The sequence below is a fragment of the Xylanibacter sp. genome, from assembly GCF_057607445.1.
Genome location: NZ_DBLZAX010000009.1, coordinates 114,129 through 139,984, shown reverse-complemented (window position 1 = coordinate 139,984; position 25,856 = coordinate 114,129). Strand labels below are relative to the sequence as shown.

The window sequence follows — 25,856 nt, the reverse complement described above, 5'->3', positions numbered from 1 at the left end:
TTGTCTGTTGCTTGTTATGCATGTTTACATGTTTCTGTCGTATCTTCGGCTTGCTTTGCTGCTTCTGGATAGAATATGGCATATAGGGCAGGAGTGGCAAAGAGAGTGAGCAGCGTGGCAAATGAAAGACCGAACACGATTGTTGCTGCCATGCCTCCGAACACAATGTCGAACAGCAGTGGTATGCTGCCGAATACTGTTGTTGCGGCAGCCATGAGCACCGGACGTGTACGCGAGACAGTTGCCTCTACTATAGCCGTAGATGGTGGTACGCCTGCGCGTCTCTGCAGATTGACTTCATCGAGCAATACGATGATGTTTTTTATTATCATACCCAGCAATCCGAGCCATCCGGCAATGCAGAAGAAACCGAATTGGAAACCCGTGACGAGCATGCCGACAACTACGCCTATGATTGAGAGTGGAAGAATGAGAAATATTATTAGCGGTTGCTTGAAGTTGCCGAATAGCATTACGAGGATTACCACCAGGAATACTATGGCCAGTGGAAAATACTTGGTCAGTGCGGCCATGGCCTCTTGCTGGTCCTTATACTGAGAGTCCCAGAAGAAGGTGTAACCTGGTGGTAGTTTTATCTGTTCTATCTCGTTGCGTATTTCGGCATGTACTTCCTTCATAGTGTGTCCGTGTTTAACGTCACACTGGGCTGCCATTGACAACCGCCTGTTGTATGTTTTCATTAGCGGCCATTCCCATCCCGTGCTTATGCTGTCTGCAAGCTGTGCCAACGGAGCTGAGTTTGTGCCGTTCCATACAGCCAGGTCGCCCAACGCGTCTTGTGATATCATGCCCTTGGTGTTTGTGTGTAACATCACAGGCACCTGCTTGTCGGCATCTCTGTATATGCCTACTGCAACTCCGTCGGCAGTGCTTTTCACGGCGGTCATCATGTCGGCTTTTCCTAGTCCAAGCCTTCCTGCTTTTACAGGATTGTACGGAGTGGTCATCATCATGGCCTTGTTGCCCCATTCATTGCGTGCATTCATAACCTTGGGATTGCGTCTCATTATTTCTATTGCCACATTGGTCAGCGAATCGAGTACGCGTGGATCATCGCCGCTGAAGCGTGCCTCTATGAGGGCCTGTGGTACAGAGTTCAGCTCAAAGCTATTTACGCGTACTAATGCATCAGGGAAAGCTTGTGATATTTCGTTCTGCAGTTTCTGTTGCATGTTTCTGGCAGCCTCAGGGCTGACGGCTTCAACCAGGCACTGGGCATAGTTGCTTTGAGGACCGTAAGCAGCGTTGGCCAGATAGTAGCGTGGAGGCGTCTGCCCCGTAAATGTTGAAATGTGCTTTATGTCTTTGCGTCGTCTCAGCGTGTCAGCCAATGCTTGTGTCTGTTCTGCAGTCTGCTCTATGCGCGTTCCTTCTGGCAGCCACAGGTCTATGGTGAAGTACTGCTTGTTAAGCAATGGCATAAATTGCTGCGGGATGAGCTTGAAAGCAACTGCGCTTAGAATGAGCAATGTGACAAGGCATGCAGTAACGGCATATCTGTGGCTTATCGTCAAGCGTAGGGCTTTTCTGAACATATCGTAAAGTCTGCCTCTGAACAGTTCCCCCTTGAGCTCATCAGGACGTGGACGGCGCACAAACTCTTGCACGAAAAACACGTTTTGTGTTATGGCCAGAACCCAACTAAGCAGCAACGATACTGCTATAACTATGAACAGAGACGATAGAATTTCACCCGTTATGTGTGGAGAGAGGTATACGGGCAAAAATGTCAGCACAGCTATTAATGTTGCACCTAATAGTGGCATGGCTGTGGTGCCGACGGCTGACAGTATGGCCGGGCGTTTGCGCATGCCGCGCTGCATGTTTACCAATGCTGCGTCATATACCACGATAGCGTTGTCTACGAGCATACCCATGGCTATTATTATGGCTGCAAGTGACATTCGTTGCAGAGCAATACCTGTTGCGCACATGTATATCAATGTGCCGAAGATAGAGAAAACCAGTCCGCTGCCTATTAGTATGCCGTTCTTTATCCCTATGAATAGAAGTAGTACGCCAGCTACGGTTATTACAGATATTATAAGGTTTAGCACAAAACCCTCGTTGGCCTCGGCTGACTCATGTCCTTGGTCGTATATTGTCTGCAGACTGTATCCTTCGGGCAGTGTTTGTCTGGCTTCGTCTATGTATGCTGCAACACGTTCCGACATATCAACCACATTGCCGTCGGCCACAGTAGATATGGCCATACCTACGGCCGGCTGTCCGTCGGTCCGCATTTGGTTGCGTGCTGGATGGCGGTAACCTTCGCTTATATGAGCTACCTCGCCAAGCCTGATGTAGGCTCCGTCCCGTCCCACAATCGTTAGTTGCTCTAGTTCTTCAAGACTGCCAAAACTGCCGGTAGCCTCTACTCTTATGCGATTGTGTTCGGTTTCTATGGCACCGGCATCTACAATTCTATTTTGTCTGTCGAATGCTGCTGTTATGTCAGACATGGTTATTCCGCTGGCTGCCAATAGCGAAGGATCGGCTTCAATGTCTATGGTGCGGTCCTGCAGTCCGAACAGCTCTACGCGGGCTACATCTTTTATGCCCAGCAGACCATTTTTTAGGCTGTCTGCCTTGTCTTCAAGCTCTCGCCAGCTATGGTTAGATGAACTTAGAGCGTAGAACACTCCGAGTACATCGCCGAAGTCATCGTTTACAACAGGGCGACCGGCTCCTGCTGGCAGATGTGGTTGGGCGTCGTTCACCTTACGTCGCAGTTTGTCCCACAACTGCTGCATGTCAGCAGCGCGTATTTCTTTTTTCACGTAAACGGTAATCTTTGACAGACCTGCCCTGTTTTCGCTTTTCAGATAATAGAGCTCGCCAAGTTCCTGTATTGACTCTTCGAGCACGTCTGTCACTTGCTCTCTAACCTCAGCCGGTGAGGCTCCCGGATACGATGTCGTTACCACAGCCTGTTTAATTGTGAATGGGGCGTCTTCAAGTTTGCCCATGTTGCCATAGGCAATTATACCACCCGCAAGCACAAGTGCCAGTATCAACCAGCTCAGCGCTCTGTTGCGTAAGCAAAATTCAGCTGCGCCTCTCATTGTTGCATTCCTCCTTTCCGGTTGGCAACGGCCTGTGTGGCCACGGTGTCGCCTTCATTGAGCATGGCTTGACCTGCTGTGGCCACGCGTTCGCCGGCTTTTAGACCGCTACAAATCTCTATCATACCTCCGCCTAAAAGGCGTCCTGTGACCACGTTACGGCGGCATACCCGTCCGCCGTTGTCTATCGTCCAAACACAACTGCCTCCAGAGGATGGACTCCATACTGCTTTCTGAGGTACGGCTACTCCTACAAACTTATTTGAAGTCTGCCCAATGAGCATGTTGCCAGACATGCCACCTGGTAGGTGTGATTTGCCATTGTCTATCAATGCAGTCAGTTTGAAGGACATATTGTTACCCGTGGCGGTACGTGTTATATATGTTTCTGCCGGTCTGAATGTCCTGCCGCTCATGCGGTCAAAGCTTATCAGACATGTCCTGCCGCCTATGTTCTGTTGTAGTTGTGCGGCTATGTCTTCTGGTACGTAGGCCTCTGCCTTTATGCGTGACATATCTATAAACGTAACCACTGGCTGTCCTGCTGCCACGTCCTGATAGCGTTCTACATGTTGTGTCTGTACATATCCGCTGAAAGGAGCTATGAGTTGTGTACGGTCCAATTCATCTGCAGCCATGTCATAGTCAGCTTTTGCGCGTTCATAATCGGCTCTTGCACGTTCATACTCCTGTTCAGCTATGTTGCCGGCCTTAAATAAGCGTGTAGTACGCTCGTATTCAGCCTTAGCCTGACGGCATATTGCCGCTGCTCGTCTTTTCCTTACAATGAAGTCACGGGCGTCGAGTGCGGCTATCACCTCTCCGCGTCTGAAAAACTGACCTTCTTGAACGTCAAGTTGGGCTATATGTCCGCCAACTCTGAAGGCGAGTTCGGCTGTGCGGCAAGGCTCAGATATGAAAGGATACTTGCGGGCAGATGTATCGGCCATACTTTCAGCCGTGGCCACGTCCACAGTGCGTACCGTGCCAGGAGCATCGTGTCGGCCACTGCACGATACAGCCATAATGGCAGACGACAGAATCAGCAGCATGTTTTTTCTAATCGTAATCATCTTTTTTCCTGTTAAGTTTGTATGCTTTTTATTCGCAAAGATAACATGCAGCATGGGCAAATGTCAATACAAATATTACTGAAGCAGCTCTATCAGTATCTGAATGCGCATCATCGGTCTCTGGAACGAAATGATTTGACATGGATTATAATGCATGGGTTGATTGTTGTGGATATGATGAATAATGACTTGTATTATTGCAGGATTTCGTATTGATATGTTGGGTATATGATAAATTTGCTGATAATAATGTTATATGATTTTCTTGTCTGAGAAATAAAAGTAAAGTATGTGCGTTGGCTTAATGTGTGATGAATTTTTCTGTAATTATCGTATAAACTGAAAGTTTGATGACATACTTTGGTCTCAAATTATTAACCTATCGTTTACGGCAAATAACTAGGCCACTTTTACTTTAAAAGTGGCCTAGTTATTTGCCGTAAACATCTGCTTACATTTTACAATTCTTAAGTTATTTGTCTACGTGTTCATTGCTCCGCATTGTGGGCAAATACCCTTGTGTCTTAGACCTGCTCCACATTTGCCGCAGGTGTAGTTGCATTTAGCACGTTTGAAGTAGATTTTTACGGCAAAGTAGGTGTATGCGGCCAAGAGTGGATAGCCGATGTAATAAAGCGTGGCTATAGAGAATATTATATAGTTTGCGGCGCAGATGCCAGCCAGTCCGCAGAGGTATAGTAAAGCTTCCGCCGGTGGCAAAAGGCGGCGTACAATGTCGGCTACAGCCAGAGAAAGAATGAGCATAGTCCATACGGCAGCCAAGAAGATGGCTAGGACGGGTGGTACATTTAGGGGATTGAGCGTGGGATGGAAGTAGAAATGGCGCCATGTGTCTGGCTCAAAGTTCTGTATGCTTGAGTAGATGACTGCAGCTGTAGCCACGGTGAGGGCTAGCAGCGTGGGATAGAATGTGCCTATGTCATTGAAGTGAACTATTCTAGCATTGCGGCGCAGTAGGGTGCGCATAAGATATGCCACGGATATTGTGCTGATGACGATAAGAAAGATGAGAAGGTGGGTATCGGAGAATATTGATATGAACTGTGATATTGGGTCGCTGGGTACAGTTGAAGCCAATAGCATCTGCTCGCGTGTCCAACCGAAGGTTTCTTGGTCACGCGCTACTTGTATCCATACAGAATCGGCAGTTGCAGATGGCATTACTCTGATGTCGGCAACGACGATATGGTCGTGCTTGTAGACGGATACAGAGTCGGTCTGCATACCGTTAAGCAATTCTTCTGGCTGCTGGCGCAGCAGTACCAGCGAGTCTGCCTTCACCACGAAGTTGTAGTTTAACGAATAGTGGTGGGTGCGTTCAAAAGCGGCAGTGTCTGGCTGTGCAGTAGCTACCGTCTTGGTTTTACTGCGCCCCGCGTTGTGATAGCATGACGACAGCATTGATGCCTGTATCACAAGGATTGCCAGCATACAGGTGTATAGGGCTTTAGCGGCGTATTTGTTTGTTGTTTGTTGCATGGCTATGTATTGCGAGTGTTTCTTGTCGGGAAGGAGACCGGATTAAATCTACTTGTCGGCAATGACGTTCATTTGGCATCGTGCACAATCAAACTGCAGTTTGAAACGGCGGCCGTCTGTCATGCGCAGGTATAGGGGACCTTTGAAACTATGTGGGTGTCCGCCTTGGCGTGTGCATATGCCCATGGCATGACGCAGGCAGTAGCGGCACTGCATAAGCAGGGCATGTGGCGGCATGTTGATCTCTGGGGCTGGTATCGCTTTAGTTTGTTGCGACTTGTAGAATTCTGCCGCCTTGTTGTTGGCAACATTATACAGATACGGATAGGCTGCAGGATATGTGTTGCTGCCGCCTTTTTCTGTTTTTGTATTTGCCGCCTTGCTACTTGCTTCCGTGCGTGCGTCTGCTGTAGCCTGTCTGATGGCTTGCTCCAGTTTTTGGATAATGTCGCGTCTCATGTGAGACAGGAGGCTCGATGGTATAAACGTTTTTATTCCATCTTGTGGAACTGACACGTCGGTGCACTTAAATGGTGTGTTGCCAAGTCGTGTAAGTTGACGCACAATATTGTCGGTCTGTGGTTTCTGCGCAGTTTGCGGCTCACATTGTAACTCTGTAATGGCACTGACACTGTCGGCAGTTGCCGTCAGTATTATGTTGCCTGGGGCAGATTCTTTCAGACTCATTGTTATGTTTATCTTGCGTTCGGCACTTTTGCCCGTAAGAAGTTTCTCGAATGCTTGGTCGCTGTTGCGGTAGAGAGCCTGGCCGCGACTCAATCCGGAAGGCATCCTTTGAGGGAATATGGTGTTGCCTTGTGCCCTGTTGACTCTGAATCCCTGCAGCTCGTCATTTCCGTTGAAAAAGCACAGGCCATCGCCATTGGAAAAGGCTGCAGTGCCAGCTACGGTAATATCGTTGCGGTTTATTGACTTTACCGTGCCCACATACTGACCTATAGCCTTTGGGGTGAGTGGTGAACTCATGTCAGCGCTGCGTCCATCTGCAAAATAGTGGGTGAAGCCTCGACTGAATGTCTTATCAAGATTTGGTTCAAAAGTATAATTGCTGCGGCCGAGCGAAGCGCGGCAGTAGCGTCCGTTGCTGCGTGCTATTATATCGTTAAGCTTGCGGCTGTAGGCTGCAGTTACGTTTTTCACATATGTTATATCCTTTAGCCTGCCTTCAATCTTGAGCGATGTAGCTCCACTGTCGAGCAGTGTCTCAAGGCGGTCTATGAGGCATAGGTCCTTGAGTGACAGCAAGTGGCGTCCGCGTTCAATGACGTTGCCGTGTTCATCCTCTAAATCGAATTTTAGGCGACAGAACTGGGCGCATTCGCCCCTGTTGGCACTGCGCCCAAAACAATACTGCGAAGCGTAGCATTGTCCTGAATAGCTTACACACAAGGCACCATGGACAAACACTTCGAGTTCGACGTCCGGCACGGCTTTGTGAATTTGTGCGATCTCTGTTGCCGAGAGTTCACGGGCAAGTACGACACGGCTGAATCCTTGTGAGGCTAGCCATTTTACCTTATCTGCTGTACGGTTATCAGTCTGCGTACTGGCATGGATGGGTATAGGCGGAAGTCCGTCTCTTGAGGCAATCATTGAGGCTAGAGCCATATCTTGTACCAATATGGCATCTGCACCAGCCTCATATAGTTGCGATATAAGCTCTTTGGTGGCACAAAGTTCATTGTCATAGATAATGGTGTTCACAGTCACGTAGACTTTGGCCATGAACGTGTGGGCATACTCGCACAGTGCCTTGATGTCGCTGAGGGTATTGCCTGCTGCGGCTCTTGCTCCGAAGCGGCTCGCTCCTATATATACGGCATCTGCTCCGTGATCGATGGCGGCTATGCCGCATTCCAGGTTTTTGGCCGGAGCCAAAAGTTCTATAGCTTTACTCAATTTTGTTTATGTCGTAAGGGGTTTCTTGATATACGTAATAGTTAATCCAGTTGCTGAAAAGGAGATTGGCATGAGCCCGCCAGCGCACCAACGGAGGATTGTCCGGGTTGTCGTCTGCATAGTAGTTTATAGGCATCTCCACATCGTCACGCTTGCCTATGTCGCGGCGGTATTCTTTGTCGAGTGTATCAGGTGAATATTCGAGATGACCTGTTATGAAGAACTCTCTTCCGCCGCGGGCCATCACTATGCTTACACCGCTTTCTTCTGACTCGGCTATGAGCTGTAAGCCTGAAGTTGTCTCAATATCTTGTTTGCGTATCTCTGTGTGTCTGCTCTGTGGCATGTAGAAAAAGTCGTCGAAGCCTCTGAATATGGGCAAAAGCGGCATGAGTGTGTGTTGCTTGAACACACCGAACATCTTCTTTGGCAGTGGATATTTGGGTATGCCATAATGATAGTAGAGCCCTGCCTGTGCAGCCCAGCATATATATAATGTGCTGGTGACATGATTGCGTGCCCATGCAAAAATTTTAGTTACTTCCTCCCAATATGTCACTTCTTCGAAGGCATAGTTCTCAACCGGTGCACCGGTAATGATCATTCCGTCGAATTTTTTGTCTTTCAGAACGTCAAAGTCTTTATAAAAAGCCAGCATGTGCTCGATTGGAGTATTCTTCGGTGTGTGGCTTTTAAGCTTCATGAAGGTTATATCCATCTGTAGTGGTGTGTTCGACAGCAGACGTATCAAGTCGGTCTCTGTCGTAATCTTCAGAGGCATGAGGTTTAATATGACGATGTGCAGAGGGCGTATGTCCTGCGTGTGAGCCCTGGAACTGTCCATGACAAAGATATTCTCTTTCTTAAGAATGTCTATTGCCGGCAGCTTGTCTGGTATTCGTAATGGCATCTTTTTATTCTCTCTTTCTCATTAACGTGTGGCAAACTTACATAAAAAAAACGATATAGCGTATGATTGGCACCGAAAAACTTTTGTGGGGATGAAGTTTGTCATATAAAAAAGCCCCATGGGAAAGTTTCCATGGGGCTATAAGATATCAGCCTGCTTTCAGGCTTGATTAATTCAACATGTCTTCAACGATGTTGCCACTGAGGTGAAATTACCAAAGTTTTACTCGTTTGTCTGCCGGCAGATAAAGCTTGTCTGTAGGTTTAACGTTGAAAGCTTCGTACCATGCGTCGATATGTGGCAGTGCACCATTTACGCGCCATTCGCCGAGAGAGTGAGGATCGCTCTTTGTACGGTTACGTATCTCCTCTTCTGTAATGTTTGCTGCCCATACGCCTGCATAAGCCAAGAAGAAACGCTGGTCGGCTGTAAGGCCGTCAATCTCTTTCAGAGGAGCGTCCTTTGTGGCGTTCTTATATGCATTGTATGAAACCTGCAGACCGCCGTGGTCGGCAATGTTTTCGCCAAGTGTGAGTTTACCGTTGGCATTGAGGTCAGGCAGAACTTTGATTGCAGAGAAGAAGTCAACGCAAACCTGTGCACGCTTATTGAAGTTTTCAGCGTCGCTGGCTGTCCACCAGTCAATCATGTTTCCGTTCTTGTCATAGTTGCGTCCCTGATCGTCGAATCCGTGAGTCATCTCATGGCCAATAACAACACCGATGGCACCATAGTTGAATGCGTCGTCTGCTTCAGGATCAAAGAAAGGACGCTGCAGGATTCCTGCCGGGAAGCAAATCTCGTTGGTTGTCGGATTATAGTATGCATTGACGGTCTGAGGTGTCATGAACCATTCATCCTTATCAACCGGTTTGCCTGCACGATAGTTGATGTCCCACTCGTTCCAGAATTTGCGGCAGTTCTGTACGTTCTCATAGTAAGACAATTTGGGGTCGATTGTCAGGCCTGACATATCTTTCCATTTATTGGGATAACCGATCTTTACGTAGAAAGCGTCGAGTTTGTCGAGTGCAGCCTTCTTGGTGTCGTCACTCATCCAGTCCTGAGCCTTGATTCTTTCAGCAAGAGAAATCTGCAGATTCTTTACGAGCTTTTCCATACGCTCTTTTGAAGATGCGGGGAAGTAACGCTCAACATACATCTTGCCGAGAGCTTCACCCATCTGGCTTTCTACCTGACTTGTTGCACGCTTCCAACGTGGATGGTCTTCCTTACGGCCAGACATTGTCTTTCCGAAGAAGTCGAAGTTGGCAGCTATTACGTCATCGCTCAGGTAGCCTGCTGCTGAGAGGATAACATCCCATTCCATATAAGCACGCATTTCGTCTGCTGTCATCTCAGAGAGAATCTTGTCTGCACCCTTTACGAAAGCAGGCTGACCTACAACGAGTTCCTTGAAGTACTCGCTCTTTACGCCTTCTGCGTTCAGAAGTTGGGTTAAGCCTACGTGAGGATAGTTGCTCTCAAAGTTCTGAATAGTCATCTTGTTGTAGTTGGCAGCAACGTCACGCAGCTCTGTGCTTGACTTAGAAACCTTTGCCAGCGCAGTTTCTACTTTCATGATGCTCTCCATCTTCTTCTTGGCTGCAGCGTCAGAGAAACCAAAGAGTTTGAACATACGCTCAATATGCTTCTTGTAAGCCTCTCTTATGGCTGTTGTTGCAGGGTCTGTGTCAAGATAATATTCCTTCTGGCCGAGGCATATACCACCCTGATATATATTCAGGATGTTCATTGTGGCGTTCTTTTCATCAGCTCCAAATCCGATGCCCATAGGCACTCCATAGCCGAATGTAGCATATTTAAGCTGCACCTTGCGGAGGTCAGCCACGGTCTTGGCCTTTTCTATCTCATTTATGAGCGGCATAACAGGCTTTACGCCTTCTTTGTTGCGGCGCACAGAGTCCATTGCAAGCTTGTAGAAGTCGCTTAGCTTGCGCTCTGTGGTGCCCTGCGGATATTCTTTCTTCAGCAGGTCGCTCAAAATTGTGTTAACGCGTTTGTTGTTGTCGAGTCCGAGCTGATCGAAGCTTCCGAAGCGTGAATAAGCTGCGGGCAGCGGATTGTTTTTCATCCATCCGCCACATGCGTACTGATAGAAATCATCAGCTGGTCTGACACTGTTGTCGAGATTCTTCAGGTCGATTCCCGACGTCAGCTGTGCCTGTGCGCCTGCTGTCAGTGAGGCAGAGGCAAATAGCACTGCTGGGATAATGTGTTTCATTTTCATAATTTTTTTAATTTAAGTTGATGGTATTTGTCTGTTACATATATTTTTCAAGTTCTTCCGACAACTGCTCCCATCTCTCAACTTCTTCATCGAGAGTTTTCTTTACAGATGTATATTCGTTTATCAACTTCATGTCACTGGCCCTTTCGGGTTGACATAGCATTTCGTCGAGTTCCTTAAGACGCTTTTCAAGCGTCTCGATTTTTGTTTCTGAGTCCTTTACGGCCTTTTCAGCCTTACGTATTTTTTTCTGTTGCTCTTTGCGTTCTTCATACGATTGCTTGGCCGAGTTTTCAGCCTGTTGCTGCTCATTGCATGTTGAGTTTCCTGAGCTTGCAGGCTGTTGTATCGTTGTCGTTGCTTGGTGATGACCAAGAGAGTCGAGTGAGTCGATGTTCTGAGTCTGTAGAAAGTCGTATATTCCGCCGATATGCTCTCTTACTTTTCCACCTCCAAACTCATAGACCTTGGTTACCAGTCCGTCGAGGAACTCGCGGTCGTGGCTTACTATGATGGCCGTGCCGTCAAAAGCTTTGATGGCCTCTTTTAGGACATCCTTCGACGGCATGTCGAGATGGTTAGTCGGCTCGTCGAGAATCAGCAGGTTAACCGGTTCGAGCAGGAGCTTTATCATTGCGAGTCGGCTGCGTTCGCCACCGCTGAGCACTTTCACTTTCTTCTCAGATGCTTCGCCTCCGAACATAAAAGCTCCGAGAATGTCGTTAATCTTTAGGCGGATGTCTCCTTTGGCTACATTGTCTATTGTCTGGAACACCGTAAGCTCCTCGTCAAGCAGCTGTGCCTGATTTTGGGCAAAATAGCCAATCTGAACGTTGTGGCCAATCTTAAGCGTTCCGGTGTATGGAATCTCGTTCATTATACATTTCACGAGTGTTGATTTTCCTTCTCCGTTCTTTCCTACGAAGGCCACCTTCTCGCCACGTTTTATTGTGAGTGTTACATGGTCGAACACGGTATGAGTGCCATAATCCTTGCGCACTTCATCGCATATTACAGGATAGTCACCGCTGCGCAGGCATGGGGGAAACTTGAGGTGCATTGCCGAGTTGTCCACTTCGTCAACTTCTATAGGCACAATCTTCTCGAGCTGCTTTATGCGGCTCTGCACCTGTACAGCCTTTGTGGGCTTGTACCTGAAGCGTTCAATGAAATCTTTTATGTCGGCTATTTCCTTCTGCTGGTTCTCGTAGGCACGCAGTTGCTGCTCGCGTCGTTCGGCTCTGAGCTTCACGTACTCGTCATATTTCACTTTATAGTCAACCACCTTGCCGCAGCTTATTTCGAGCGTGCGGTTGGTCACATTGTTGATGAATGCACGGTCGTGGCTTACCAAAACCACGGCTTTTGCGCTTTGTGCAAGAAACTGTTCGAGCCACTGTATGCTCTCTATGTCGAGATGGTTGGTAGGCTCATCGAGCAATAAAACGTCGGGTTTCTGCAAAAGAATCTTTGCCAGCTCTATACGCATACGCCATCCTCCGCTAAACTCGCTTGTAGGACGTGACATGTCTGAACGCTCAAATCCTAGACCTGTCAATGTGCGCTCTATGTCTGCTTCATAGTTCTCTGCGCCCATCATCATGTATCTTTCGTGCTCTTGGGTGAACTTCTGCACTAGAGCCATATATTCATCACTGTCATAGTCGGTGCGTTCAGCCAGCTGTTGATTCATTTTGTCGAGCCTGGCCTTCATTTCCGTATTTCCTGCGAAAGCCTTACGCGCCTCTTCACGTACTGTTGTGTCATCCTGAAGAATCATCACCTGCGGCAGATAGCCTATAGTTGTTCCACTTGGTACAGCCACGACACCTGCAGTTGGCTTTTGCATGCCGCAGAGAATCTTCAGCATGGTAGATTTGCCTGCTCCGTTTTTTCCGACCAGCGCGATTCTGTCGCGGTCGTTAATAACGAAGTTGACGTTGCTGAAGAGCGGCTTAACGCCAAATTCTACTTTTAGTCCTTCTACTGAAATCATTCTTTTCGTTTCTTTACGCTTACTATTTGTCAGCCGTGTAAGGCTCATTCTGCGTATTACTATTGCTTTAGGTGGCAAAATTAAATAATTTTATCTTTAAAACCAAACAATAGCAAGAAAAAGGATGCCGCTATGAGGAACATTCGCCAGTTTAAAGCTTCCTTTTTGTCTGTCCAAAATGGTATATGTAAAGGCCTGTCGTATGTAATCCGTTACTTTAGTAATAGTTGGTTGCCATTCTTTTATACATGCCGAATATGTTTGCATGTTGATGTTTTATATCATTAATTATGATAATGGTTTATGTCGCATAGAGCTTTTGGCTGTCAGGACTTCCTGCTCGATTTTACTTTTTGATTCTTTTGTCCTTTATTTTCTTTCAATTTGATTTTTGCAGACTTCTTCAGACTGAGTTGTTTTGAAAATAAAATCATTTGGACGTGAAAATTGGCATAATTCGTGTGCATCCGTAAGTTGCTGTATTACAATGGACTATGCGAGGATGCTGGATTGTGTGCAATGAAAACTGATGTAAAAACAGTTATAATAAGCTGTTTTTTGATAGGAAAAAGACTTGTTTTTGAACGTTAAAAACATAGTGTTTTGTGGTGTAATACGATGCTTTTTGCATCATAAAACATAGCTTTTTACAGACTTTGTAAATATTGTTTACTGTTTTCCGACTGTTTTTGTCTCATCTTGTTTCTATTTTAGCTAAAAACTCATACAAAATAACAGTGACATTCTGTAATGTCTTTTAGTAAATTGGCAGCACGTTGCTTTGCAAGGTGCTGAAATGGTATATTATGATCTTATTGTTTTGTCCACGTAGGAACATATGAAAATGCTTAAGTTTTGTTTATGCCATAATTTCGTTAATATTATTACCGGTTGCCACATGAGAATGCATGACTAAACAATCATAAGGTCGCTCATCACCATGTCACTGATAAAGATGCCTTCGGCTGTAAGTCTTAGCCGGTCGTGCCGTATCTCAAGTAGTCCTTGCTCAAGATGTTTGCCGGCGGCAGAAATAAGCGTGTTTCTGTATCTTTTACCCAAACGTGTTTCCAGGGCATTTAGATCAATCCCGTCTGATGTGCGTAGGGCAGTGGTTATGATGTCGTTGAAAGTTGTGTCGTTGTCTAGTTCTTCACGCTCCATAGGTATGATGCCGTTATTAATTTCCTCGATGTATAGTTTTAAATCGGCCACATTCCACTGTCTGGAGTTAAGGTCAAACGAGTGAGCGGCTGCGCCAAGACCGATATATGGCACTTGATGCCAATAGCTGCTGTTATGACGTGAGCGATATCCAGGACGTGCAAAGTTGCTTATTTCATAATGTTCATATCCGGCATCCGTAAGTTGGCATACAAGCTCTTTGAACATTGTCAGGCTCAGTTCTTCGTCAATCTCTTTTACCTTGCCTGTGTCGAGCATTTTCCACAATGGCGTGTCTTCTTCATACATAAGACTGTATGCCGAGATGTGTTCTACGTTTAGAGCCAAAGCGGCAGATATGTCCTCCTTCCACTGGCTTAAACTTTCGTCAGGGAATCCAAACATCAAGTCGATGCTTATATTTTTGATGCCTGCTTCTCTCAGCAATTTTACGGCATGTTTCACTTCGTCAGAGTTGTGGCGTCTGTGTAGAAGACGGAGTCTGCTGTCTGCAAATGTCTGCGCACCCATGCTTACACGGTTTATAGGCAGGCGGCTTAGCATGTTTGTAAACTCCGGAGTGATGTCATCAGGGTTGCACTCCATTGTTATTTCGGCATTTCTATCCACGTCATACACATTATTTATATATAGAAACAGTTTGGTAAGTTCAGCCTCGTCCAGCAACGAAGGCGTGCCTCCGCCAAGATATATAGTGGAGAATGGTTCGCGGATATAGTTTTTCCTTAATTCCATTTCGCGACAAACCGCATTTATGTATTTCTTGCGTAAGTCAAGAAGTGTGGTCGAGTAGAAACCGCAATAAATGCAGCGGCTCTTGCAGAAGGGTATATGGATGTATATGCCGGCCATTGTTTATTAGATGTTTCAGTTTCGTTTTCTTTATTTTAATGCAAAATTACTAATATGTTTTAATTTTTTGACGCTTTTTTGTGTTTTCTTTTGCTTGTTTGCGCAAAAAATCGTAACTTAGAGGCCAACATAAGTTATTAACTTAAATCTATAATAATATGAGAGTTTATCAAACTAACGAGATTAAAAACATTGCCTTGCTTGGCAGTGCGGGCTCAGGCAAGACTACTCTTGCCGAAGCTATGTTATATGAGAGCGGACTGATTAAGCGCCGCGGTTCTGTAGAAGCAAAAAACACAGTAAGTGACTATTTCCCTGTTGAACAAGAATACGGCTACTCGGTATTTTCAACTGTTTTTAATGTAGAGTGGAACAATAAAAAACTTAATATCATAGATTGCCCGGGCTCTGACGACTTTGTCGGCGGCGCCATCACAGCCCTTAACGTTACTGACCAGGCTGTTATATTAATCAATGGTCAGTATGGTCCTGAAGTTGGCACACAGAATAACTTCAGATACACTGAGAAGCTGAAGAAGCCGGTTATCTTCCTTGTAAACCAGCTTGACAGCGATAAGTGTGATTTCGATTCGATAATAAGCAGCATGCAGGACATTTATGGTCCGAAATGCGTCCAGATACAATATCCGATAACTACAGGTCCAGGCTTTAATGCCCTTATTGACGTTCTTCTGATGAAGAAATATTCTTGGAAGCCCGAAGGCGGTGCTCCTATCATAGAGGATATACCGGCAGAGGAGATGGACAAGGCAATGGAACTTCATAAGGCTCTTGTGGAGGCCGCTGCAGAGAACGATGAAACTCTGATGGAGAAATTCTTTGAGGAGGAAACTCTCACAGAGGATGAAATGCGTGAAGGTATACGTAAGGGATTGGTTACACGTTCTATATTCCCTGTTTTCTGTGTTTGCGCAGGAAAGAGTATGGGTGTTCACCGCCTGATGGAATTCTTGGGCAACGTAGTTCCGTTTGTAAGCGAAATGCCTAAGGTTCATAACACACGTGGTGAGGAAGTTGCTGCAGAAAGTGCAGGACCTGAATCTATTTACTTCTTTAAGACAGGCGTTGAGCCTCATATCGGAGAAGTTTCTTACTTCAAGGTTATGAGCGGATGCGTTAAGGCCGGAGACGATTTAAGCAATGCCGACCGTGGCTCAAAAGAACGCATTGCAAATATTTATGTTTGTGCAGGAGCTAACCGTCAGCCTGTTGACTGTCTTAATGCCGGTGATATTGGCTGTACTGTTAAGCTGAAGGACGTGAAGACAGGCAACACTCTTAATGGAAAGGATTGTGATAATAGATTCGACTTCATAAAATATCCTAACTCTAAGTATTCTCGTGCCATTAAGGCTGTCAATGAGGCTGACACAGAAAAACTGATGGCTGCTTTGTTGAAGATGAGACAGGAAGATCCGACATGGGTAATAGAGCAGAGCAAGGAGCTGAAGCAGACAATAGTTCATGGTCAGGGTGAGTTCCATTTGCGTACACTAAAATGGCGCCTTGAGAATAATGAGAAACTGCAGGTTAAGTTTGTTGATGCCAAGATTCCTTATCGTGAGACCATCACTAAGGCTGCACGTGCAGACTATCGTCATAAGAAACAGTCGGGTGGTGCAGGACAGTTTGGTGAGGTTCACCTTATTGTTGAGCCTTATGCAGAAGGTATGCCTGATCCTGTAATGTACAAGTTTAACGGTCAGGAGTTCAAGATGAACATCAAGAGTAAGGAAGTTGTTGACCTGGAGTGGGGCGGCAAGCTTGTGTTCATCAACTCTGTTGTCGGTGGTGCTATTGATACACGCTTTATGCCTGCTATTTTGAAGGGTATTATGGAGCGTATGGAGCAGGGACCTCTGACTGGAAGCTACGCACGTGACGTACGTGTTGTTGTTTATGATGGAAAGATGCACCCGGTTGACAGTAACGAACTTTCGTTCATGTTGGCAGCCCGCCATGCCTTCTCTGATGCATTTAAGAATGCTGGTCCGAAGATTCTTGAGCCTATTTACGACCTTGAGGTTTATGTTCCGGCAGACTTTATGGGTGATGTCATGAGCGACTTGCAGGGACGTCGTGCCCTCATCATGGGTATGGACAGCGAAGCCGGTTATCAGAAACTGCAGGCCAAGATACCTTTGAAGGAACTTGCAAACTATTCTATCTCGCTGAGCTCTATTACAGGCGGACGTGCTTCGTTTACCACGAAGTTTGCAAGTTACGAGCTTGTTCCTAACGACATACAACAGGCTCTGATACAAGAGCATGAGGCAGAACTTGCTGATAAAGACGAATAACAATAATGAATCAGCCGTGTGGAGTAAATCCCACGGCTGTTTTTTTATGCTGATATTGCATGTTGAATAGTTTGTTTGAAAAATTATAGCTTATTGTAATCTTGCTATTTTTATAAGTGTTATGCCGTTTCCTGCTTGTATATAAAGTCTGTTTTATTCTTTTTATATAATGCAGTTTCCTTGGTATGTCATGAATGTCATAGCACTATATATAACCTTATAGTTCTTTACAATTATTCTTCATGCTGTTCTGTTTAATTGCAAGAACTTTTGTGAAGGCCTTTAACTTGATAATTATCAATTATAGTATGGTTATTTGGTTAATATAGATAAATTTTGAATAATTAATTAACAAAATAATTTGGCTTTATTTATTTTTACCATATATTTGCCAATATGAAAAAAGCAACAATTTGGACAGTAGCAATCGTGATGGGACTTTCTTTCCTTGTGCTGCTCTTTATGCAAATAAAATATATTGAAGAGATGGTGCACATGAAGAAAGAACAGTTTGACGAGTCTGTAACAAAGGCTCTGTCTCAGGCTGCCCGTAACTTGGAACTGAATGAGACATTAAGGTATCTTGAGAAGGATGTTAACGCGACAGAACGCCGTGCATTCAAACAAGATTCGGTTGGAACTCGTTCGGGTGAAATGGACGGCACTGTCCAGCATTCACATCAATACTCTGTTGTTGATAAAAACGGTACGATGTATTCGTCTTTTGAATTAAAAACGATAACAATGAAACCGTCCACAATGCCCAAAGCGATGATTCTGCGTAATGACAAGAACTCGATATCAGAGGCAACAAAGTCAATGAGGGAAATTGTGAAAAACCGTTATATCTATCAGAAAGCTTTGCTTGACGAGGTCGTTTACAGCATACTTTATACTGCTTCAGAAAAACCGTTGAAGGAGCGTATAAACTTCAAGATGCTTGATCAGGACATTAAGACGGAACTGATGAACAATGGTATTGATATTGCCTATCATTTTACGGTTTCGACACAAGACGGAAGAGAAGTATACAGATGTCCTGACTATACGGATGAAGGTGAGGAATATACTTATTCGCAGGCATTATTCAGAAATGATCCTTCATCGAAGGCTGGAATTGTCAAGATACACTTTCCTGATATGAACAGCTATATTTTCAGCAGTGTACGTTTTATGATTCCTTCTATTGCGTTTACTGTTGTGTTGCTGGTGACATTTATTTTTACAATCGTAGTTATATTCAGGCAGAAACGTTATACTGAGATAAAGAATGACTTTATAAACAATATGACTCATGAATTAAAAACTCCTATAAGCAGTATTTCTCTTGCTGCACAGATGCTCAATGATGAAAGCGTAACTAAGAGTCCTGTTATGATGAAGCATCTGGGAGGAGTTATTAATGACGAGTCGAAGCGTTTACGCTTCCTTGTAGAAAAGGTGTTGCAGATGTCAATGTTTGACCGCAAGAAAGCCATATTTAAAAAGAAAGAGCTTAATTTGAATGAGTTGGCTGAAAATGTTGCTAATACGTTTACATTGCGTGTAGAACATACAGGAGGGCATATAACGACAAAACTGAATGCAACGGAACCGACAATCTATGTTGACGAGATGCATTTTACAAATGTTATTTTCAACTTGTTGGACAATGCTGTTAAATATCGTGATCCTGAGCGACCGGTAGAATTGTTTATTAATACATGGAATGACAAAGAGCATCTTTATTTGTCGGTTAGAGATAACGGATTGGGCATAAAAAAAGAGAATCTTAAAAAGATTTTTGAGAAGTTCTATCGTGTTCATACCGGAAATGTGCATGATGTCAAAGGCTTTGGCCTTGGCTTGGCATATGTAAAGAAAATCGTAGAACTGCATAAGGGTGAAATACATGCAGAAAGCGAAAAAGGAAAAGGAACGAATTTTATAATAACATTACCTATAATTAAAAAATAAGAAAGACTATGGATGAGAAATTGAAAATTCTTTTATGCGAAGATGATGAGAATTTAGGTATGCTCCTTCGCGAATATTTACAGGCAAAGGGTTATAGCGCAGAACTTTGTCCTGATGGTGACGCAGGATATAAAGCTTTCTTGAAGAGCAAGTTTGATATATGTGTACTTGATGTTATGATGCCAAAGAAAGATGGATTTACATTGGCTCAGGAAATAAGACAGGCCAATGCTGAAATTCCAATCATATTCCTCACGGCAAAAACATTGAAAGAGGATATTCTTGAGGGATTCAAGATTGGTGCTGATGACTATATCACAAAGCCGTTCTCAATGGAAGAGCTTGTGTTCCGTATAGAGGCTATCCTGCGTCGTGTACGTGGTAAGAAAAACAAAGAAAATACTGTTTATCATATCGGACGTTTTACTTTCGATACTCAGAAACAGTTGCTTACCATTGACGACAAGCAGACAAAGCTTACAACTAAAGAGAATGAGCTTCTTGCTCTTCTGTGCTCTCATGCTAACGAGATTCTGCAGCGTGACTTCGCACTGAAGACAATATGGATTGACGATAACTACTTCAACGCACGCTCTATGGACGTTTACATTACAAAGTTGCGTAAACATCTTAAGGACGACGACCAGATAGAAATCATCAACATTCACGGCAAGGGATACAAGCTCATCACTCCTGAGCAAGAATAAACATAAGCCTTGAACGATAATAATAAAACAATCCTCAGAACCGAATATACCGGCTCTGAGGATTGTTTTTTTTATATTATTATAAGTTATTTGTTTTTTATATAATAAAATTATATATTTGCAGAAACGACAGAAATTGACTATGAAACTTGTTGACAGGTATGTGATTACTGAAAGTCCCGCTTCCTCGGTTTTGGAATTGGGCTTTTGCCTTATTTTGGCTGGCGGTTTGTTGGACGGCTATTGTAAACCATGGTATGTCGCAATCTCCGTAGTTATATTCATACTTGTAATATTTTCTGTTGTATTGAGTCTGTTTATACGTAGGCAGAAAATTGTAATTGATTCACGAGGTATTCATTATTATGAACGTTTTTTATTTAAGATAACCAAGCACGATTATCCATGGTCACAGGTGAGCAGATGCTATATTGACTGGTGGCATTATTATTCAATGCCGGTGCGCAGGCTTGTTGTCGTTACAAAATTGTCAAACAGCAACAGTAAGTATCATGATATAGATCTTAAGGATTTTGAATTGGCTTTCAGAATGAGTAGTTTGAAACGTGCTATCTTAGAATATAGTAATAATGCCGAAATTTTCGATGAGGAGCAGACTTCGGCCAATAGAAAAAGTGAAATGCTCTATTGGTTGATTATTGTGTTGGTACTTATATTGGTGTTCTTGTGTGTGCAGATTTCCGACTATTGAGGCCTGCATAATTGCCAGATGTGTAATGTGCTGATAGCTAGAGGTTTGTAAAAAAATACAGTTTCGCAGTCAAAAAGATGTCTTTTATTTCGCGTTTTATGGCCTTTTACAATGTAAAATGGCATTAATTGCGAAATGTCGCGTTTCCGGTATGTTTAATATTTGCTTTCCTTTTTCAGAAGATACACGTGCCCAACTGCTCCAAACACCACCAGAGTCAAGGCCGAGATGATGAATGCGTTACTGTCGGTCCAACAGAAAGCGTAGCCGACAATCAGCAGAATGACGCCCAGATACATGGCTGCCAGTCCTGAAAAGCGTACGTATTTCTTCATATCAATAATTTTTTATGATCTTAATATTATAGGTGCAAAAATACAGATAAAAATCAATAAAGCAAGGCTTTGTATATGAAAGATTGGCAAAATAAGGCATGTAAAGGTGAAATAAAGTTAAATGTTGCAATTGTATACATTAATAATGTCGGATATATCAGCGGAAAAGCGTACCTTTGCACCGCATTTTGCAAAATAATAAACAAATTAATCATTTTAAAGTAGTATGAATCAATACGAAACCGTTTTCATTTTAACTCCCGTTTTGTCTGATGAACAGATGAAGGAAACGGTCGCTAAATTCAAAAATCTGCTTACTGACAAAGGTGCGGAAATTCTGAATGAGGAGACCTGGGGACTGAAGAAGATGGCTTATCCTATTCAGAAGAAATCTACAGGTTTTTATTGCCTGATAGAGTTCAAGGCTGAGCCTAATGTAATTAACACTCTCGAGACTGGATTCCGTCGTGATGAGAAGGTAATCCGTTTTATGACAGTTAAGCTCGACAAGTATGCCGTACTGTATGCCGAGAAGAGAAGAAACAAATACGCTAAAAAAGAGGAGGCTTAAATTATGGCAGCACAAGAATCAGAAATCAGATATTTGACTCCGCCTTCAGTGGATACAAAGAAAAAGAAGTATTGCCGTTTCAAGAAGAGCGGTATAAAGTATATTGACTATAAGGATCCTGAGTTCCTTAAGAAATTCTTGAACGAGCAGGGTAAGATACTTCCCCGCCGTATCACAGGAACTTCTCTTAAGTATCAGCGCCGTGTGGCTCAGGCTGTTAAGCGTGCACGCCAGATAGCTCTGCTTCCTTATGTAACCGATTTGATGAAATAATTTGAAGGAGGAGACAGAATGGAAATTATACTGAAAGAAGATATTATCGGCTTAGGATTTAAGAACGATATCGTTAATGTTAAAGCCGGCTATGGCCGTAACTACCTGATACCTCAGGGCAAGGGTGTTATAGCGTCTCCTTCAGCAAAGAAGGTATTGGCTGAGAACTTGAAACAGCAGGCTCGTAAACTTGCTGCTATCAAGGCTGAGGCTGAGAAGAAGGCTGAGGCTCTGAAAGATGTTGCTCTTGTTATAGAGATGAAGGTAAGTGCTAATGGTGTAACTTATGGTTCTGTTAATGCCGCAACTGTAGCTGCTGAGCTTCAGAAGAAAGGTTTTGACATCGATCGTAAGATTGTTACAATGCACGATGCTAAGAAGGTAGGTGACTTTGTTGCTACCGTACACTTCCACAAAGAAGTTCTCGTAGAGGTGCCTGTAAAGGTTGTTGCTGAGAATGCAGCTCCTGAGGTTGAGGCTCCTAAGGCAGAGGAAGTTCCTGCTGAAACAGTAGCTGAAGAGGCTCCCAAGGCAGAAGAAACAACTGTAGAAGAGTAATTTTCGCACTGTAAAGCAGTTTTATATAAAAGTCCCGGTTGCTTTTAAGCACCGGGATTTTTGTTTTTATACAATATTACTTTTATATAAAAATTCATGCTAAAATTAAATTTGCCGTGTTATGAAAAACATGTTATAGCTCTTGTATTATAGCTTGTAAATTTGTATCTTTGCATAAGTGTCGCAGCTTGGCTTATGCTGTATTTCATATAATATTGCATGTCATTGCCAGACTGTTGTATTTTTGTATTAAGAGGCATAAGTTATAATAATTTGGGTTATGAAGTCATATTTCTCTATTGTAGTATTCTTTGTATTGTTGCTGTCATCTGTTGTAACCGGAACGGACAGATATCTTAGTACAGAAGACTTGATTAAGGATGATTTGAATCAAGCCTTAGCTCATACCATTGCTGTAAAGGGTGGCGCATGGTTGGCAACAGATACAATAAAGGCGTATAAACAGTTACAGAATACGACATCTGGTCATGTGGCATTATTGATTAATGATGAACTTTTCAATAAACGACTTTCTATACCTGAATTACGCAACAGGGCATATATATCGTTCGACATAGTGCCTGAAAATTTCGTTGCGCATAACTCAAAATATATTCCGAATGGGATATGCAGTGATACAATAATATTAAATCCTGCTTCGTTGAAATACTGTAACGGATCAGTTGCCATGCGCGGTTATGCAGAGTGTTCTTTTTTCATGGTATTGAGTCTTTCTGATCAGAAACTGCCGATAACCTTAATGCTTTTATCTTTGATTTGGGGCAGCATTACTTATTTTTGTTTTAAGAAGAAAGAGCTTTTGTATAGTGTATCTTTTGCTGAAAGTAATGATACTGCATGCGTTTGTGCTAAAAATGACGACTCTTGTATTATATCAGTAGGCAATATGTTGTATAATAAGCAGTCGGAAACATTTTATGGTGCAGATAACAGAGAGATTAACTTGACGCCGATGCAATTTGAATTGATGCAGATGTTTTTTAAAGCAGACGGGCACAGGCTTGTTAAAACTGATATTTGTAATGCTCTGTGGCCAGGGAAAGATAATGCAAACGAAACACTTTATACAATGATTAAAAGACTGAAGTCTGTTGTTGAGGCTAACAGTAATTTGAAAATAGAAGTAGAACGCGGACGCGCATATAAGTTGCGCGTTGATGACTAAAGTGTGTTATAGAAGTTTTTATTTTATCTTTTAGCTTGACGTAATTCATTGATTAATAGTTTATTACAAGATTCTGATGTCTTGACCTATAGACTGTCAGGTAAATGTCAGTAAGTTGTCAGTGTAAAAATATTCTTTTGTCTAACGCCTGATTTATCTTTGTGCGAAAAAGCTTAAAGATGAAAAAGACGTTATTATCTGTAGTTTTATTAATGTTTTCATGTTTTTCAATGGCTCAAAGTTATAAAGAAGCAAAGAAAGACAGTGTTAAAACGAAATGTGTTGTTGCAGACAAAGATATCAGTTATCATAATTATAGTCATGATAATGACATCGTTGTATCTGATTCTTTAATCTTGAATGAGGTCGTTGTAAAAAGTTCTCGTGTTGTAAATACTAATGGGACACTAAGAATTTTTCCTACAGATAAACAAAAAGAAAATTCTTCAACGGCTTATAGCTTTTTGTCAAAGTTAGCTTTACCACTTATTTCTGTTGATGAAGTGGCACATACTATTTCGGCGCCTAATAATATGGGAGTCGTTCAGGTACGTATTAACGATATTGAAGCAACTGCAAACGATTTGTCATCAATAGATTTAAGTGCTGTGAAATATGTTGAATATATAAGAAATCCGGGAGCAAGATATGGTCAGAATGTAGGTTTCGTAATTAATATAGTTGTGAAAAAAGCTGTTAGTGGTTATGCCATAGGAGCTGACCTGACACATACTTTGACATATCTTAATTGTTCGGATAATTTGTTCGCAAAATTTAATTTTGGAAAGAGTGAAATATCTTTGAGTTATTGGCTGGATTTTTCAGACAAACGAAAGTTACGTTATGAAGAAACGGCCCAATATCTTATGCCTGATAATTCTTTTTATTATATAACGCGAAGAGATAAGGAACGCAGACTAAAAAATATATGTCATAATTTACAATTAAAATATTCTTTTTCAGAGACAGGACGATATGTCTTTCAGGCTACACTCGGCACAGATTTATCGAATTGTCCTGATGATTATACTTTAAGGGAAAATATTGTAAATCAAGAATGTGATACTGTCGGGATAAATTCGTCTGACAAATCTTTTTCTCCTGTCCTGGATCTTTATTATAATCAGAATATAGGCCGAAATCAGTCTGTAACAATAAATGCAACAGGGACATATAGCGACGCTTCTTATTCATGGAGCTATGATGGGAAATCACCTTATAGCTATACTTCTGATGGTGACAGCTGGTCGCTTTTTGCTGAAGGTATATATGAAAACAGAATGCGTCTGCTGACTTTTTCATCGGGTATACAATATTTTCAGAAATATATTAGTAATAAATATCTTGGGGATGCAGAAGCTATAAATACTATACGTAATTCACAAGTCTATGCTTATGCGCAGATAAAAGGTAATTTGGCGGCATTAGAATATACCTTTGGTGCAGGGGTAAGTCGTCTGTATTATCATCAGGCTAATGATGCTTATGAATATTGGCTTTGGCGTCCGGAGCTTTCTCTTGCTTATCCGTTTTTGGAAAAATTTAAATTAAGGTATTATCTGCGTATGTATCAGAATCCTCCACGTCTTGAATATTTGGGAGATGTTGATGTGAGAAATAATGAGCTAGAAGTATCCCGAGGTAATTCTGCGTTGTTTCCTGCACGTGTATTGGAGCAGTCGTTTACCTTGTCGTGCCAATTGCCCTCGTTTTATGCAGAAATAGAAACGTCGTATCGTAATAATTATCATTGCGTTATGTCTCAGATTAATAGAGAGATTGATGAAAGCGGAAACACAAATTTTATTTTTACCCGTGAGAATCAGCGCCGGATTTCTATGTTTTATGTCAATGGCTATACTCGTTTTGCTATTGTTTCTGACAAACTTACGTTTGCTGCAACAGGTGGCTTTTTCCGTTTCTTCAATTATGGAAATACATACAAACATCATTATTCTTCGTTTAATGGTGCATTCAGGGCTACTGCATATTTGGGTGATTTTACGTTTTCTGCTGATGCAAGTAACGGATGGAGTTTTCTTGAGGGCGAAAACCGTACTACAAATATTTGTACTTACAGTCTTGTCGCATCATATAAGTATAAAGATTTCATCTTTTCATTAATCTGGCAGAATGGTTTTCAGAACGATATGCTTTCTAATAAAGCATATTTGCTTAACAGATATGTAGGAAAGACGCAAAAGCTTATTAATGGTGATATGGGAAATATGCTAACTTTTAATTTAAGCTGGCGTTTTTCAAAAGGCCGTAAATATGAAAGTCCGAAGTATACAGTTAATAAAAAAGATAATGATACAGGTATAATAAAAGGAAATTAAATAAGAGAATATACTGTTTTTACAGAATATTATTTGCTGTGTTTAGTTGATTTTATAATTCGTTTTGATGTATGGCATAGGATGTTACAAGCGTTTTAATTGCTATGTAATATTTTTGTAACACA

Annotated in this window: 18 protein-coding genes; 9 read left to right on the top strand and 9 right to left on the bottom strand. The window is 42.9% G+C overall.

Annotated elements, in window-relative coordinates:
* Positions 1-14: 14 nt before the first annotated feature.
* The 8 genes from ACZMIG_RS08710 to hemW all read right to left on the bottom strand — a co-directional run bounded on the left by ACZMIG_RS08710 (position 15) and on the right by hemW (position 14,773).
* Positions 15-3,086, bottom strand: a complete 3,072-nt coding sequence (locus tag ACZMIG_RS08710; protein ID WP_418873911.1) for an efflux RND transporter permease subunit — start codon at positions 3,084-3,086, stop codon at positions 15-17.
* The gene (locus ACZMIG_RS08705; RefSeq protein ID WP_418873912.1) at positions 3,083-4,159 is read right to left on the bottom strand and encodes an efflux RND transporter periplasmic adaptor subunit; all 1,077 of its coding nucleotides are present in this window, start codon (positions 4,157-4,159) and stop codon (positions 3,083-3,085) included. Before ACZMIG_RS08705 ends, ACZMIG_RS08710 begins: the two co-directional genes overlap by 4 nt.
* Before the next feature lie 480 nt (positions 4,160-4,639).
* On the bottom strand, positions 4,640-5,659 hold the full coding sequence (locus ACZMIG_RS08700) for a zinc ribbon domain-containing protein (RefSeq protein ID WP_487889428.1): 1,020 nt from the start codon (positions 5,657-5,659) through the stop codon (positions 4,640-4,642).
* A 48-nt stretch (positions 5,660-5,707) separates the two neighbouring features.
* The gene (locus ACZMIG_RS08695; RefSeq protein ID WP_418873914.1) at positions 5,708-7,579 is read right to left on the bottom strand and encodes a peptidase U32 family protein; all 1,872 of its coding nucleotides are present in this window, start codon (positions 7,577-7,579) and stop codon (positions 5,708-5,710) included.
* Positions 7,572-8,489, bottom strand: coding sequence for a homoserine O-acetyltransferase MetA (metA, locus tag ACZMIG_RS08690; RefSeq protein WP_418873915.1), 918 nt, complete (start codon positions 8,487-8,489; stop codon positions 7,572-7,574). Before metA ends, ACZMIG_RS08695 begins: the two co-directional genes overlap by 8 nt.
* Before the next feature lie 211 nt (positions 8,490-8,700).
* Positions 8,701-10,740 (bottom strand): M13 family metallopeptidase, encoded by a 2,040-nt coding sequence (locus ACZMIG_RS08685; protein ID WP_053398084.1) that lies wholly within the window; start codon positions 10,738-10,740, stop codon positions 8,701-8,703.
* Positions 10,741-10,774: 34 nt separating this feature from the next.
* On the bottom strand, positions 10,775-12,736 hold the full coding sequence (locus ACZMIG_RS08680; protein WP_487889427.1) for an ABC-F family ATP-binding cassette domain-containing protein: 1,962 nt from the start codon (positions 12,734-12,736) through the stop codon (positions 10,775-10,777).
* Positions 12,737-13,648: 912 nt separating this feature from the next.
* Positions 13,649-14,773 carry a radical SAM family heme chaperone HemW gene (gene hemW / locus ACZMIG_RS08675; protein ID WP_443982741.1) on the bottom strand — a complete coding sequence of 375 codons (1,125 nt, stop codon included), beginning with the start codon at positions 14,771-14,773 and terminating at the stop codon, positions 13,649-13,651.
* A gap of 158 nt (positions 14,774-14,931) precedes the next feature.
* Here hemW and ACZMIG_RS08670 point away from each other — a divergent pair, with 158 nt between their 5' ends.
* From ACZMIG_RS08670 to ACZMIG_RS08655, 4 genes are all read left to right on the top strand, one after another.
* Positions 14,932-17,094, top strand: a complete 2,163-nt coding sequence (locus ACZMIG_RS08670; protein WP_021854632.1) for an elongation factor G2 — start codon at positions 14,932-14,934, stop codon at positions 17,092-17,094.
* A gap of 396 nt (positions 17,095-17,490) precedes the next feature.
* Positions 17,491-19,050, top strand: coding sequence for a sensor histidine kinase (locus tag ACZMIG_RS08665; RefSeq protein WP_418874516.1), 1,560 nt, complete (start codon positions 17,491-17,493; stop codon positions 19,048-19,050).
* An 8-nt stretch (positions 19,051-19,058) separates the two neighbouring features.
* Positions 19,059-19,757, top strand: coding sequence for a response regulator transcription factor RprY (gene rprY / locus ACZMIG_RS08660; protein WP_021854630.1), 699 nt, complete (start codon positions 19,059-19,061; stop codon positions 19,755-19,757).
* 142 nt (positions 19,758-19,899) lie between these two features.
* Positions 19,900-20,469 (top strand): hypothetical protein, encoded by a 570-nt coding sequence (locus ACZMIG_RS08655; RefSeq protein WP_418874515.1) that lies wholly within the window; start codon positions 19,900-19,902, stop codon positions 20,467-20,469.
* A 155-nt stretch (positions 20,470-20,624) separates the two neighbouring features.
* Here the strand turns inward: ACZMIG_RS08655 and ACZMIG_RS08650 are convergent, their stop codons facing one another.
* On the bottom strand, positions 20,625-20,804 hold the full coding sequence (locus tag ACZMIG_RS08650) for a hypothetical protein (protein ID WP_021854628.1): 180 nt from the start codon (positions 20,802-20,804) through the stop codon (positions 20,625-20,627).
* Positions 20,805-21,030: 226 nt separating this feature from the next.
* Here ACZMIG_RS08650 and rpsF point away from each other — a divergent pair, with 226 nt between their 5' ends.
* From rpsF to ACZMIG_RS08625, 5 genes are all read left to right on the top strand, one after another.
* Positions 21,031-21,375 carry a 30S ribosomal protein S6 gene (gene rpsF, locus ACZMIG_RS08645; protein ID WP_021854626.1) on the top strand — a complete coding sequence of 115 codons (345 nt, stop codon included), beginning with the start codon at positions 21,031-21,033 and terminating at the stop codon, positions 21,373-21,375.
* Between the two features lie 3 nt (positions 21,376-21,378).
* On the top strand, positions 21,379-21,648 hold the full coding sequence (gene rpsR / locus ACZMIG_RS08640) for a 30S ribosomal protein S18 (RefSeq protein ID WP_021854625.1): 270 nt from the start codon (positions 21,379-21,381) through the stop codon (positions 21,646-21,648).
* Between the two features lie 18 nt (positions 21,649-21,666).
* Positions 21,667-22,206 carry a 50S ribosomal protein L9 gene (rplI, locus tag ACZMIG_RS08635; protein WP_125104404.1) on the top strand — a complete coding sequence of 180 codons (540 nt, stop codon included), beginning with the start codon at positions 21,667-21,669 and terminating at the stop codon, positions 22,204-22,206.
* Positions 22,207-22,486: 280 nt separating this feature from the next.
* Entirely contained in the window at positions 22,487-23,392 is a 906-nt protein-coding gene (locus tag ACZMIG_RS08630) for a helix-turn-helix domain-containing protein (protein WP_487889426.1), read from the top strand.
* Between the two features lie 179 nt (positions 23,393-23,571).
* Positions 23,572-25,731: a TonB-dependent receptor gene (locus ACZMIG_RS08625; RefSeq protein ID WP_418874513.1), complete on the top strand. Its 2,160-nt coding sequence runs from the start codon at positions 23,572-23,574 to the stop codon at positions 25,729-25,731.
* Positions 25,732-25,856 lie beyond the last annotated feature (125 nt).